The sequence below is a fragment of the Paenibacillus sp. UNC451MF genome, from assembly GCF_000686845.1.
GTDB lineage: Bacteria > Bacillota > Bacilli > Paenibacillales > NBRC-103111 > Paenibacillus_S.
In genome coordinates, this window is sequence record NZ_KK366026.1 from 143362 (window position 1) to 157462 (window position 14101).

9 protein-coding genes and 1 pseudogene are annotated in these 14101 nt (G+C 50.7%); all 10 read right to left on the reverse strand.

Going from position 1 to position 14101, the window contains the following annotated elements; all coding sequences use genetic code 11:
* Nucleotides 1-97: 97 nt before the first annotated feature.
* On the reverse strand, nucleotides 98-2644 hold the full coding sequence (locus BP97_RS38500; protein WP_081824510.1) for a transglutaminase TgpA family protein: 2547 nt from the start codon (nucleotides 2642-2644) through the stop codon (nucleotides 98-100).
* Nucleotides 2645-2768: 124 nt separating this feature from the next.
* Nucleotides 2769-3110: pseudogene (locus BP97_RS41825) on the reverse strand (DUF58 domain-containing protein); the annotation flags it as partial.
* A complete protein-coding gene (locus tag BP97_RS40875; RefSeq protein ID WP_197035589.1) occupies nucleotides 3034-3552 on the reverse strand; it encodes a hypothetical protein in 519 nt (172 codons plus the stop codon). The pseudogene BP97_RS41825 and the gene BP97_RS40875, both read right to left, overlap by 77 nt.
* A gap of 203 nt (nucleotides 3553-3755) precedes the next feature.
* A complete protein-coding gene (locus BP97_RS0134405) occupies nucleotides 3756-4733 on the reverse strand; it encodes an AAA family ATPase (protein ID WP_036747100.1) in 978 nt (325 codons plus the stop codon).
* A 325-nt stretch (nucleotides 4734-5058) separates the two neighbouring features.
* The gene (locus BP97_RS38505; RefSeq protein ID WP_051621234.1) at nucleotides 5059-6231 is read right to left on the reverse strand and encodes an alpha/beta hydrolase family protein; all 1173 of its coding nucleotides are present in this window, start codon (nucleotides 6229-6231) and stop codon (nucleotides 5059-5061) included.
* Nucleotides 6232-6551: 320 nt separating this feature from the next.
* The gene (locus BP97_RS0134415; protein ID WP_028553123.1) at nucleotides 6552-8942 is read right to left on the reverse strand and encodes a glycoside hydrolase family 95 protein; all 2391 of its coding nucleotides are present in this window, start codon (nucleotides 8940-8942) and stop codon (nucleotides 6552-6554) included.
* 32 nt (nucleotides 8943-8974) lie between these two features.
* Nucleotides 8975-10285, reverse strand: coding sequence for an ABC transporter substrate-binding protein (locus BP97_RS0134420; protein WP_028553124.1), 1311 nt, complete (start codon nucleotides 10283-10285; stop codon nucleotides 8975-8977).
* Nucleotides 10286-10360: 75 nt separating this feature from the next.
* A complete protein-coding gene (locus BP97_RS0134425) occupies nucleotides 10361-11980 on the reverse strand; it encodes an extracellular solute-binding protein (protein WP_028553125.1) in 1620 nt (539 codons plus the stop codon).
* A gap of 90 nt (nucleotides 11981-12070) precedes the next feature.
* Nucleotides 12071-12937: a carbohydrate ABC transporter permease gene (locus BP97_RS0134430; protein WP_028553126.1), complete on the reverse strand. Its 867-nt coding sequence runs from the start codon at nucleotides 12935-12937 to the stop codon at nucleotides 12071-12073.
* Nucleotides 12938-12967: 30 nt separating this feature from the next.
* On the reverse strand, nucleotides 12968-13927 hold the full coding sequence (locus tag BP97_RS0134435; RefSeq protein ID WP_051621236.1) for an ABC transporter permease: 960 nt from the start codon (nucleotides 13925-13927) through the stop codon (nucleotides 12968-12970).
* Nucleotides 13928-14101: the final 174 nt, after the last annotated feature.

Consider the following 14101-nt stretch of genomic DNA (forward strand, 5'->3'; position numbering starts at 1 on the left):
TTTTGAAGTAAAAAAGATGTCCATAAATATATGCGCACATAAATAATGACCAATGGCGTATGGACGGCAAAAAGCCTGCGGCCGTATAATAGACGGCTCACAAGCTTTTTCGTATATTGTGCCATGCTTCTAACAGCTGGCGTCGGGTTACCGCCGGTGGACCTGCATTATATTTCAAAGTCTCCTGCAGCCGGATAAAACGAAGCAGAGACTCACGTTGAGCATCGGAGCCATATGAACGTGTCAGCAAATACTCCCTTAGGGTCTGTGTCGGTTCCGCGCGTCCCCATCGACGCTGCAGCTTCTTCCACACGCGATCAGACGCCCGCTGTACGGCATAGGCACGTACTCCGCCAAATCTTGCACCTCTGCGGAGCCGAATAGGTTTTTCTGCCTGTTCATCTGGCCGGTTACCTGCTGCGCCGGATTTAAAAGTAATCCACATGTGGATAAATATAGCTATTAAGCATGCTGCAGCTATCCACAAGGATAAAGGCAGCCAAGGCCGAATCCACAGCCATCCATTGTGGAAAAATGCGACCCCTTCTTTAGCTAATGTGGATAGGGTCTCTAAGAGGCCGATACCAGTGGGGATAAGCTGCGATAAAGATGAAGCCTGGCTCAGCAAGCGCTGCCATACAGAGCCGTCCGCTTTCTGATCAGAGGAAGGAGCCACCGTTTCGGCTGAAGCCGTCCGGACGTTGCTATCGGGAGCCGCTCCGCCGCTATAACCCGGTGTCGGGTCAAATGGAACCCATCCTTCCGAAGGCACATATACCTCCACCCACGAATGTGCGTTTTTATTACGCACCTCCACGTTATAGACGGTAGCCCCGTTTGTCCCGCCCGTTTCCGTAGCAATAACCTGCCCTGGCGAAAAGCCCTTCACCCACCGGGACGGAATCCCAACCGCCCTAAGCATAACGGCCATTGCCGTAGAAAAATGATCACAATAGCCCATTTTTTGTTCGAACAGAAATTGATCGACAAAATCCTGTCCTTCCACCGGTGGCCGCGTCTGCTCCAGATTGTATGTGTAGTGGCTGCGTAAATATTTTTGAATCGCCTGGGCTTTATCGTATGGGGTTGAGCTATTCTTCGTCACTTCGTATGCCAATTCGGACACCCGTGAAGGCAGTCTTTCAGGCAATTGCAAATAAGCATCATCTGCTTCAATGACTCCCGCTGCTTCTGATGAAGACTGCGTACTTGCCGCACGGTCCCAGGATGCAACCTGAACGGAATAAGACGATAACGGATCTGCTAATGCCGGTAAAAAATAACGTCCTGACCTTTGATCCTTCCAAACCCATTCCGGAGAGATGGGCTGACCGTTCTGTGAAACAAGCGAATCGATTTGGGTCAATTCACCTCCCAAAAACAGTTGGGTAAAACGCTGCTTGAGGAAGATTTGCTGCATAACGATCTTTTTATCTGCATCTGCCGGGTTATGAACCGCCGTCTTCATCTCTGAAGCGTCACTACTGCTATCCGTCTGTGTAAACGAAGACGACATTTGGACCGGATCGGAATCCGATGCATACCAACCACGACCGGTGTAGGTCGCCTTCGAATCGCCCCGCCAATAAGTCAACTGCGTGGTCCTTGCCACAAAGACGACGGTATCATCCTGAATTAACGGATAGCCGAGGAGAGAATCGTCCGACCCGTAGCCTGTTTTTCCTGCGGAGGCCAACCTGTTGTCCGAAGCAGCCCCTTCCAGGAAATGCAAATGTTCCTGCCACGAGGCAAGCGGTCCCGACCAATCGATCGACTTTCCCTGTACCGGATGCTGCAGCGCCCCGGCCCATGCTCCTAGCATTAAGAGTCCAGTCAAAGCGCAGCTTGCTGCAATAGGTGTCCATAGACTCGAACGTTCTTGTCTATACGGAGGCGAACGGAATCCGTATGCACTGGTGCCGCTCCGTTTCCAGCGAGTCCATCGCTCCGCTTGCAGCCAACCTTGCAGCAGCAATCCTGCCCCTGCAGCGCTAAGCAGACCATAGGACATATCCTTGTCAAAAATAAGTTGCAAAGCGATGAGATAAATTAGCGTCATCATGACAAACCACAGCAGCTGCTGACGATCGGCTACGAACGATTGCAGCACCCAGATAAAAAAGCCCCAGCCTGTTACAAACAGCATGGTCCGCGTAGCCGGTGATATATATTCCAGCTGCCCTTGGGCAGCATGAACGGCATCCTGATTAAGATCATGCAGCCATGACAGCCACCAATCGCCTCCTGGAAGCCATTGTCCGCTATGAAGCACAGCTGTTGCTGCGAAAATAATCGCTATCCTGAGAGGCCAGGCGACCGCTCCGGGCATACGAAGCGTATCGAGAGCAAGAAATAGCGCGAAAGCAACCAAAAACGGCGTAATCCGGTACACTTCCGTGAAATCGGATAGCTGCTGCAGCGGAACGAGCCAAGCCCGGATGAGCCAGAAAAGGAGCAGAGCGTAACCGATACGCAGCGTCCATGGTTGATCCGGCTCAGCCACAGCATTAGGCTCCGGCTGCGGCATGATTGGCTTCTGCGCCATAACTCTCACCCCCTCCGGCGGTGCGTCGATTCGATGCGCTGACCGCCGTAAACCGGCATCCGGCAGCTTCAGCCTGCCGCCGCCACTCCTGCACGGCATCGGGCGAAGCCTCCTTGCCGTGAACGTACACCATGTGAACGGCACGCTCCCGCAGCCGGAACAGGACTCGCATCAGCTGCTCATCCGGCTGAGCCGTGACGACGGCGATCACAGCCCCTCGCCCGGCGTGCAGCACCTCGTGCTGCACGCTCGGTGCCAGGGGGCTGTCGCCATCGCATGACAGCTGCGCAAGCAGCTCGAGCAGCTCTGCGAAGCGCTCGCGTCCGCGCGCTTCGATGGACCGCCCTTGCCGATCCGTAGCGGCAAGGTGCACGCCCATGCCCAGCTGCAGCGCGCGCTGGGCGAGCCCTGCAGCGGCCTCGACCGCCGTCCCGAACGCCTCTGCGTTCGGCACGCCCTTGGCCGCGTCGAGGCAGATGAGCAGCCGGTCAGCGCCGGGCTGCTCGGTCTCTTTCGCGCGCAAAGCTCCTGCGCGCGCGGTGGAGCGCCAGTGGATCCGGTTCAACGGATCCCCCGGCGCATAGGGCCGCGTCCCGTACGCCAGCGTGGACGCGGCCTGCCGCTGCAGCTGAGGCTGCGGCCCCGAGCGCGGGAGCTCTTCTCCCGCGCCCTCCGCGGCCGTCTGCAGCTGCAGCGGCCTTGGCAGCACCAGCATTCGGTGCTGGCCGGTTTGCACGCTGCGGCGATGGATGCGCAGCAGCCCGAAGGCGTCGATAATCCCGGTGCCGGATTCCTCCAGCCGGTATAAGCCTCGCGGCATACCGGGCAGCAGGAGCAACGCCTTCGCCTCGCCGTTCAAATTTAAGCGAACAGTGTCCCGAACAACAACCGTCTCTCCAGTTCCGGTATTCATCCAGCGGTCCTCTATAAGCAGCCACCCAAGAGGCATTAACGGGAAGCCATACCTCAGTTGGAGGGTGATTTCTACCGTTTCTCCACTCCAGCACCGAATCGGCTCTTTGGGTCGTTCCACACGAATCGGGCGCATTAAGCCGATAGTGCCGACACCTAAATAGAGTAACAGCAGGCTGAACCCATAAAAACAAATCCAGGCTGAACGACCGCCGAACATCTCAGACCAATACCAAGCTCCACCCCAGCAAACAAACAGCAGCAGTGTAATGAATACATTTCGCATGTCTGGACCCCCTTACTGTGCCGGGGCGTAGCGACGTGCCGGAATCGGGGCCGCCGCAGCGATCGATTCCATAATCGTCTCGCTTTGTTTGCCCGCCATCGCCGCTTCAGCCGTTAGCATCAGCCGATGCGCGAGTACAGGAAGCGCCATCTGCTTCACGTCATCGGGAATAACAAAGCCTCTTCCGGACAAAAACGCCCTCCCTTGAGCCGCCCGCATCAAAGCAATAGACGCTCGAGGACTTGCCCCGAGCGCAATGTCCAGATGCTTCCTCGTCGAAGTCACCAGCTGCACAATGTAGCTTTTTACGGTGTCATCGACATGAACTCTCGCCGCTTCCTTCTGCAGAGAAACGAATTCTTCCGGCAGCAGCAGCGGGCGCAGCTGACTGATAGGATGCCGCTCCTCGACCCGGTTCAACAGTTCCATTTCTTCTGCAGCATCGGGATAACCGAGACTCAGTTTCATCAAGAAACGATCGAGTTGGGCCTCTGGCAGCAGGAACGTCCCGGAAAAATCAATCGGATTTTGCGTAGCCAGCAAAAAAAATGGCTCCGGCAGCGGATGTGTTGCACCGTCCACCGTAATTCGCTTCTCCTCCATAGCTTCCAACAGTGCCGACTGTGTGCGCGGCGTAGCTCTGTTCAGCTCATCAGCCAAGACGAGATTAGCCATTAATGGACCGGGACGAAATTCGAACTGCGATGTTTGCTGATTGAAGATGCTGCTTCCCGTCAGATCCGACGGCAGCAAATCAGGTGTACATTGGATGCGCTGAAAGCTGCCGTCGATCGTTCGGGACAAAGCGCGAACCAGCATCGTCTTCCCCACACCCGGAACGTCCTCCAGCAGCACATGCCCTCCGCATAAAAGGGCGATCAGCAGCTTTTCTATGACATCGCGTTTGCCGATAATTACTTTCTCCATTTGATAGATGACTCGTTCTAGCATTGCCTGCGGGGGATCAAAAAAAGATGAATGCACCTGCATCTTGAACCTGCCTCCTTCAATAGATTTCATTCTATTGAATCTAGTATTTCCAAACCTCCCTCCTTTTAGACTGTGCTATAAACGAGCTCCTTGCTTCCTATGGCTTCGTGCGCTATTTTTAATCCCTTTCTTCACTGCGGCTGCTGATAGAATCAAAATGAAATCTCCTTTGCCTGGTAGCATATAGCCCCTACTAATGTTCTTATTGCAAAACAAATAAGAGAGTGCCTCATTAGCACTCTCCTGAACTAGCTACAATTCTATTTAATCTCATTTAATAATAGCTTTATTAATTCATATTAGCGTCATCTGGCAGACATACTTCCTACACTAGATGTTGTATAGAAGAACAAACGACGCAATCCTGCTCATCCGTAACAAGGATAAAGTATGCCTTGGCCCCTTCAGGAATATCCGCTTTAATCACGCACTCCAATTGATCGATCTTCGCCTCGGCGATTTCCCAATTCATATGGAACCAGTCTGACGTATCCGCAGCATAGCGCAGCTCCGCTGCCTTAATCCCTCTCTCTGCTGCGTAGCGAACCGCGACCTGACCGTCAGCTGCTGCTTGTTCTGATAATTGCACGAGAGGCAGGCCGTCCCGAACGATTTGATCCGCAAACGCGTAAATCTCCTTGGGCTTCCACCCCATACCATGGGAGTGGCCTAGTCCGAATTGAATGCTGAGCAGCGATTCCTTACGTCGGCTTCGAGCCGTATCATACGACTTGCTAAACAGATGCAGCGGAAAATGTTGGTCCGCATTCCCATTCACCCACAGCATCGGCATCGTAATATGCGGCAAATGTGCCGAAGGGTCCCAAAGCCGCTTAATCTTCTCAGCATCCGCCTCGGGCATTCTTGCGAAGCCTTCGCCGTAACGATTCGTCGCCTCGTACAGGTAACCGCAGCCGTATACAGGAATGGAAAATACAAAACGCTGATCTACGCCGGACACAATGCTCGTTATGATGCCTCCCCAAGAAATGCCGTGAATCCCTACCCTTGCGGAGTCCACTTCATCTAACGAGCGCAGAAATGAATGCGCCTTAATAACAGCGGCTACCGCATGGTACATCCACTGCTCCTCGACTGGAAGCGCATAATCTTCAAATACTTCTTGTCGTGAAGGTCCGCTCCAATCATGCGACGGGCGCTTGCCTTCACTATCCTTGGCTAAAGGCAGATGTCCTTCCAAATCCATTGCGATGGCCGCATACCCGCGGTCCGTCCACAGCTTGATCCATTCATGAAAGGCTGTCCCCCCGCCGCCATGCACTAATACTACGGCCGGAACTTTTGTGTCAGCCGCTGAAGCAGGCACTCCGTAGTAGGCAAACACGCGAGTCGGCTTCCCTTGATAAGGCTCTCCCTCGAAATAAATCGCTTGAATGTCCCCCTCGTTCAGTTCAGGAACGGAAATGATCTCAGGAACTTGAGTCAGCTTGGCAAGATTCCAGGGGTGAGATACAGGGGTTTCAGATTGGCTAGACAAACGGTTTTCCTCCTCATGTACAATGGCTCTGAATAATTATTTAAAATTATAGCATTATGCTGAAACCGGGAACATTGCCTATCCTAATGTAAATTTGTATTAAATTCACTTAGAAAGCAAAAGAGGGGGTGCATAATGCCCCCCTGGTTCTGTCGATAAATCTGTATTTCGGGAAATATGCTTTATAGGTAAGTGGAGTGTGCCTCGGAGCGGGTTTCAACAGCGGCTGGAGGGATATACTCCACTGGAGTATATTAGCAATATTTCAAGTTTTTCAGGTTTCTTGATAATCTAGGGGTGCAGAATGCCACCCTCTTATCTTAATGCAGATAGTTTAATACAAGCCGAACGGGAACTCCCGCTTCCAGCTGTACATTACGAATGCGGTCTCCATCGACATTGAATCCTTGCACTTCTGCAACCGGCTGCGGAAGCTGAATATCTATGGTCTGGCTCCGATTTCTTGAGCAAAGCTCCAGTTCAACGGTACCTGCATCCTGATCCCAAGCAACGGATACTTCCACTGCTCCTCGAGCTAACAGCGGTCCTGCATGGCCCTTTCTCCACTTGGTCGGCAGCGCAGGTAGAACGCGGATAGTCCCGTTTAAGGAGAACAAGAGCATCTCTTGAATCGCCGCACTCCATCCCATGTTAGCGTCGATCTGGAACGGCGCCCAGTCCGCATCGACGCCGATGCCCATTTTGCGCCAGTCGTTATGGAACGTGTAGAAATTGTTGATGACACACGTGCGGCTCAGCAGATCAAGGCATTCCAGAGCCAAATCACCTTCACCCATCCGAGCGTAGTGATTGGACATATGAGCTAACGACCAGCCAGTCTGCTCCTTTAACCCAATTACCAACCGTTTTTTGGCGGCAGTAACGAACGCTTCGAACAGCTCAGGGTCATTGTCCCTGGATACTTCCGTACCCGGAAACACAGGATAAATATGGGATTGATGGCGATGGTGATAATTGTCATGGAAATCCGGATGCATCCATTCGCTTACCGCTCCATCCTCATTAATGCGGTAAGGGCGAATTTTACTCAGCATCGTCTTCCATTTGCCGATTTCATCTGCGAACGCCTCCGCTTTTTCGGCACCCTCAATCAAATGTGCAAGCACCTCCTTGGCAATCGCAAAGTCCATCGTACTGTTGATGGCCGTTTCCGTAAGTGGCTTTTTCCCAGGACCTTGCGAATAGTTGCCAGGGAAATTTTCCGGCGAATTCGAAGGACAACTGACATAGTAACCCTCTTCATCCTCAAAGAAGAAGTCCTCGTAGAATAGCGCCGTCTCCCTTAAGAACGGCAATGCGCGCTCCCGTAAAAACTGTACGTCACCCGTATACAAATAATAATCGTAATAGTGCTGTGCGATCCAACCGGCTGCTCCGGTCCAGTGAATGATATGCGGCGCCTTATGCTTCAATAGCCCTGTATCCGGCGATGTCGGCGCCGGAATGTAAATTCCGCGGCAGCCATACAGACGCTGAGCGTTTGTACGGAAATCGTCCATCAGCCGATCGAAATAATCAAACATCGCAAGCAACAGCTCTGGCATGTTCCCCGTTAATGCTTGCCAGTAGATCATCTGGATATTTTCGTTAGACATGTTAAACGCCCACATGCCTTCGTACTCACCGCACCATAAGCCATATAAGTGGCATGGCTGGCCCCCATCGCGGGAGCTCGAAATGAGCAAATACCGGCCGTATGCCCACATTTTTTCCGTCATTTCAAGCGACGCTTCGCCCTTGTACGCATCCAACAGCAGCTCCTCATTGGAGCGAGTGTAGCTCTCCGCGCCAAGATCTAGACTCACAGCTCGGAAAAGACGACCATGCTCAACGGCATGGCTTTTCAGCAGACTTTCATAGCTTGGTTTGATCTCAGCCAAGCTTCGTTGAGCCTGTGACCATTCGGCAGTACGTGCTCCCTTAACGAACAATTGAAGGATAACCAGAACACTATCCGCGCCATGAACCTTCAACCTGTCTTCCCCTGCTTCCAGCGTTCCTCCCTGAGGGATTACTCTGGCAACGGCACCGAAATCGGTTTGATCGTCGTTTTCAGCAGCATAGAACAAATACTCTCCGTCGGTCCTTTGCTCGACCTTCTCCGGAAGAGTAGCCGATTTACGAACGTCCTTCGGGTCGTGGAGCTCCAATCGAAATTCCGCCTGTACTTTATCTGCTCCCTCTGCCCGAATTTCATAGACGATGACATCGTCGGGACGGGAGACAAACAACGAACGATTGTAACGTGTTTCACCGTCACGCCAAGAAACCGCCACTTCCCCTGTCTCCATATTCAATTCCCTCTGGTAAGCTTTAAAACCGTAAGGAGAAGGCATAATGACCTTAAGGTCGGCAAGCGGCAGCGGCCATGCCATCCTTGGTTTATAGCCCCGCTCCTCCAGAGCATCTGCCAAAATCCGGTTGGCCTTGGGAGCATCGCCGCCCAGCATAAGGCTTCTTACTTCCGGCAGCTTGTCGCTTACATCCGGCAGTTCCGGCGTTTGACTGCCCCGCCATAGCTCCTCATGGGTAAGCATGATCGTTTCCTCATATACACTGCCATAGACGGCAGCTCCAATCTTCCCGTTACCGGAAGGCAATGCCTCGCGCCATTTGGCTCCCCACCAGGAGGAAGGGTAGCTAAGTATCAGTTTATTTTTCACAGATTGCTGTTGATCTTGCGAACTCATATCCATCGTCCTTTCATTCTCTATTCCAAGGGCTATTGCTGCTTCATCTGATCTGCAATCGATTTGTTAATTAATTCTTCGGCTTCCCGAAGCGCTGTATTGACATCCGCTTGACCCGTCGCTACCTTTTTGAACTGACCGCGCATGATCGAGAAGGCTGCCGCATCATATTTGGTTATTGAGGAGAACGGCTTTGCATTTTTATTTTTGATGAACGCTTCGCGGTTTTTACCTTTCAACACTTCGATATCCATCCCGAAGTCTTTGTTAATATCCGAGTTAGCCAGAATCGAGCTGTTACCATTCTTCGCAATAAGACGCTGCGCATCATCGGTCAACATCGCGCTAAGAGCCAGGAACGCCTGATCCTTATGCTTGGATGTTGTGGTAATCATTCGGGCGCCGCCCTCTACTTGAACACCGGTATTCGGAGCCTCCGGGAAGCTTGGCAGACTGACCACATCATAGTTCAAGCCGTTTTTAACAGCTTCTGGCATCGTTGAGAAAAACGAGCTGGTCGAGTACATCGCGAGCGTCTTGTCTTTGGAAAATAAATTCAATCCTTTTCCGTACGTTGTCGTATCCACCTCGTTGCCGGTAATCGTATAGAATCGGGACCAATTGTCGAATAGCTTCTTCCATTCGGCATTGTTGACGATCGCCTTATTCGTCTTCTCATCGATGATAGGTACCGACAGCTGATTGTATTGAATTTGGAACGCATCTTGAAAATCGTAACCCCGATACGCTACGCCGCCGTCGGTTCTCGTTACTTTTTTGGCAAGCTCATATACCTGGTCCCATGTCATGCCATCCGTAGGGTAAGGCACCCCGAAGCGATCAAAAATATCCTTGTTGTAGTACATCGTGACCACGTTGCCCGAAATAGGCAGAGCATACAGCTTGCCGTCTCCTGAATTTTTGCGAACCGTCTCCATAACGACCGGATCAATCTTGGCCAGATCCAAGTTAAACGTTTTCACAAATGGGGTCAAATCTTCCAGAAGCCCTAGTGTCTGATACTTTCCTATTGCCGAGATGTTGTCTCCCAGTATATCGGGAACTTCTCCCGATGCCATTAATTCGTCAATCTTTTTGGTCATCGGAACGAGCGTCAAATCAATGTGCGGGTATTTCAATTTAACCGGCGCTACAACCAGCTTTTGGAACAATTCCTCCGACATATTCCCATAAAAGGTAAGGGTAACCGGGTCCGTATTTATTTTCGCTGTGGCGTTCCCCTCTTCCTTCTTTACTTCCGTTTTTTCGGAGCAGCCTTGAATTAGAGAAGCCAGCAGCACGAATGTAGACGCTAGGATGAAGGTTTTTTTTGTCTTTTTCATACAATTATCCCCTTTGATTTTGAAGTATTTATGAAGAAGAGGAGCCTGATACAAGCCGCCTCTCTCAACATATCCCTACTTGAATTGGTACAATTTGTCCCGCAGCAGCGCTTTGTCTTTGTTCTCGCTATACCATTTGGCATACCAATCATCAACCTGCTTGCCGCCTGCTTTGTCCCACAAGCTTTTTGCTTCGGCCAATGCCTGATCCGGCGTATAGGAAGCTCCGCTCACAACAGCCTTGATCCAAATATCGTCGATCTGCTTTTTGATGCTTGTATCAATTAACTGAATATCGTCCGGAGGAGTCGGCATATGCTCCCCATGTGTAATGTCCGCAATCGGTCTCTCCGGATTCAAGTAATACTCATTTGCCTTTTTCATCATATTGTAGAACTCTTTTTCCTGCGGATTATCTTGGTTCAATGTCTCCTCATATTTGCCGCATTTACCTTCAAGGGCCGGCGAGAACAGCATTCGGAAATCTCCCGCATAGGACAGCTGCTTTTCCTTCTCTTTATCCACAAGGACCGGGCATCCATTCTTCCCTTGCGTAAAGTGAGTGCCCTCCAAACCGTACTTCAGAGTCTTCCCTGCGGTTTCCGATGAAATAAAGTCAATATATTTCATAATGGCTTCCGGATTTTTTGCTTCGTTATTAATGACCGCAGTGATTTGAACCGGATTTTGAATGGTGGGACTGAATTGACCGTACGAGCTCTTGGGAAGCGGAATAACGATCACTTCTGCCGACGGGTTGTTTTTCTTCAACGACTCGTAGATTTGCAGCCATGCGGCACCCGTCATTTGACCGCCCCACATGCCGATTTTGCCGTTCACCCAATCCTGCTGAGCCTTTTGGCCGCTCTTATCCGTCAAGTAATCTTTATCGACCAGTCCTTCGTCATACAGACGCTTCTTGAACGCTGTAGCGGCTTTGGATCGTTCCCAGTCATGAATCAGCTTGCCATCCTCGACAACCCATTTTACATTTTGGAACATCGCGTTAATAATCTGATTCGTGATGTAAGCTAACGAGGTACCGTACGTATCTTTCTTGTTGTTGCCATCCGGGTCTTGCTCTGCAAATGCCTTCATCACTTTATATAAATCTTCCGTCGTCTGGGGCGGTTCCATATTAAGCTTCTTGAGCCAATCCGCTCGAATGTACAGCGCATGGTTGGTCTGTAACCCGTTAATAATGCCGAAGCCGTACATTTTACCATCAGGCATAGTAGCGACTGTCTTTAGGACCGGATACTTCTCCAGCAGCTGCTTATAGGTCGTGCTGTACTTATTAATCAGGTCGTCGACAGGCTTAATCTGTTTCTGTGCATACAGCTGTCCTCGAAGTACATTGGAAAAGTCGAATATGAGATCCGGTGCACTTCCAGACGCGAACAGGGTTGTCAGCTTGGCCGTTGCATCATTGCGGGGAATCGCAGTGAATTTGACATTGACCGGCCCGTTGCTATTAATCCATTCGGTCCAGCGGTTTTTCTCGATTGTCCCTTCCTCTTGAGGCACCAAGCCGCGGTCGTATACCGTTGCAGAGATCTCGGGCTTTTTCCCGTTGGCATCCTTGGAGTTCGAATCAGCCTCTTTGGAGCCGGAACAGCCTGCAAGCGCAACCGTCGATGTCAGCACGGCCGCTACTCCAACGTTAAGCCATTTTGTAAATCCTTTGGTTTTCATTTCTACGTCCTCCAATAGATCTCTAAACTTTTCAATCGTCGCCCATTCGTCGTATCTCTCAACGGGAGCTGTTTCTGTACGTGATTGCCGCTACCCTTTAACCGCACCGATGAGCACGCCTTTTATGAAATATTTTTGCAAGAAGGGATATACCGCAAGCATAGGAATGACCATAACAACAATCCCTGCCGTTTTAATCCCCTCCGGTGTCATCGATGCCTGCATGTCGCTGGCGTTCAGCTCCTGCATTAACGATTGGCTCTGGATCATCTGTTGGACCAGCACCGTTAAATTATACTTGTCGGTCTGATTAATATAAATCAGGAGCGAGAAGAATGCATTCCAATACCCTACCGCGTAAAATACGGACAACGTAGCAATAACCGGCAGTGATAGCGGCAAAATGACCTGCAGCAAATAGCGCCACTCCCCGCATCCGTCGATGCGTGCAGCATCATCCAGCTCATCGGGAATTCCGTCAAAATACGTGCGCATCACCAGCATATTGAACGTGCTGATTAAACCGGGAAGCCACAAGGCGCCGTACGTATTGATCAGCCCTAGCTGCTTTAAGAGTAGATAAGTAGGGATGAGGCCCCCGCTGAACAGCATGGTGAAAATGGTAGCCATAGTGAAGAAACGGCGGAAGTAAAAGTAGCTGCGCGACAACGGATAAGCGGCCAGGATGGTAAATACCATGCTAAGTACAACACCGATGATTGTGATCGTGACACTATTTTTGAACGCATGGACGATTTTGGAGCCTCTAAATAACAAGGCATACGACTCCAGCGTCCATCCCTGAGGCCACAAAGTGACGATACCGGATGTAACGGCATGCGGACTGCTTAACGATACGGACAACACGTGCAGCATCGGAAGCAGGCAGCTAACAGCAGCGATGAACAATACGACACCGGTAATCCCGTGATAGATTCGTTCTCCTGATGATCTCATTGGTACCTCCCGACTAACGTGTTTCGCATACTACCAGATGCCCCTATTAAATCTGCGGGCTATCGTATTCGCTGTAATGACTAGAATGAAGCCGACTACGGATTCGAACAGACCCATAGCGCTTGTCAGACTGAATTGTCCCTTTTGCAGGCCGATTGTGTAGATGTATGTACTGATCACTTCAGATACGTTCGAGACGACAGAGTTTTGGAGCGTGTACACATGATCGAAGCCGACCTCCATCACCTTCCCCATGGAAAGAATGAGCATCAGGACGATCGTAGGCGTAATGCCTGGGAGTGTGATATGCCACATCTGCTTCCATTTACCTGCTCCGTCGATGCTTGCTGCCTCGTACAGACTCGTATCTATCGAAGAGAGTGCCGCCAAGTAGACAATGGCACTGAAGCCCGCTTCCTTCCATATCCCTGATCCTACGAAAATAAACATCCACGACGCCTCATTATAAAGAAATGGAAACGCGCTGCCCGTCCACTGCTGAATCCAATGATTAATAACACCGGATTCCTGAGAAAATATAGTAACCACGATACCGCCGACAATAACCCAAGACAAAAAGTGCGGCAAAAACACGAGCGTCTGAACCGTCTTTTTAAACCATATCTTTTTCACTTCATTTAACATAATGGCCAGCATGATTGGAAACGGGAACCCGATGAATATACTCATTAAGCTCAGTACGAGCGTATTGCGAATGATAAGCAGCGATTTCGGGTTACTGAACAAGATATTAAAGTTTTTCAAACCAACCCATGGACTACCGAAAATCCCATCTGCAAAATTGTAGCTTTTGAAGGCGACGATAACCCCCACCATCGGGGCATATTTAAAAATCAAATAAAAGGCGACGACCGGTATAAACATGACGATTAGCGGAAGGTTCTGCTTCAGCCTTCTTCTTTTCCGCAGGGAGAGGGAATCTCTCCTTCTGTCCGTTGGTATAGTTACGGTGTCTAGCTGTTGGCTCATGAATCCACCTCGGCTTTAGTTGTTGTTGTGAACCCAATGTAGCCGAAAGTGCAGCCGACTGACAATTGACAGTATTCCGTAAGGTCACCAAATTCCTTTTTTCCTTATTTAAACCGTTATTTAAAGGCAGTGGTCAGTTTTCCGGGAATGGACAGTTTTCCGAAAAGTACGCCA

Excerpts from the sequence above, each read along its gene's own strand:
- BP97_RS0134425 (WP_028553125.1), bottom strand. The coding sequence starts at position 11,980 with ATGAAAACCAAAGGATTTACAAAATGGCTTAACGTTGGAGTAGCGGCC.
- BP97_RS38500 (WP_081824510.1), bottom strand. The coding sequence starts at position 2,644 with ATGCCGTGCAGGAGTGGCGGCGGCAGGCTGAAGCTGCCGGATGCCGGT.
- BP97_RS0134415 (WP_028553123.1), bottom strand. The coding sequence starts at position 8,942 with ATGAGTTCGCAAGATCAACAGCAATCTGTGAAAAATAAACTGATACTT.
- BP97_RS0134420 (WP_028553124.1), bottom strand. The coding sequence starts at position 10,285 with ATGAAAAAGACAAAAAAAACCTTCATCCTAGCGTCTACATTCGTGCTG.
- BP97_RS0134430 (WP_028553126.1), bottom strand. The coding sequence starts at position 12,937 with ATGAGATCATCAGGAGAACGAATCTATCACGGGATTACCGGTGTCGTA.
- BP97_RS0134435 (WP_051621236.1), bottom strand. The coding sequence starts at position 13,927 with ATGAGCCAACAGCTAGACACCGTAACTATACCAACGGACAGAAGGAGA.
- BP97_RS0134405 (WP_036747100.1), bottom strand. The coding sequence starts at position 4,733 with ATGCAGGTGCATTCATCTTTTTTTGATCCCCCGCAGGCAATGCTAGAA.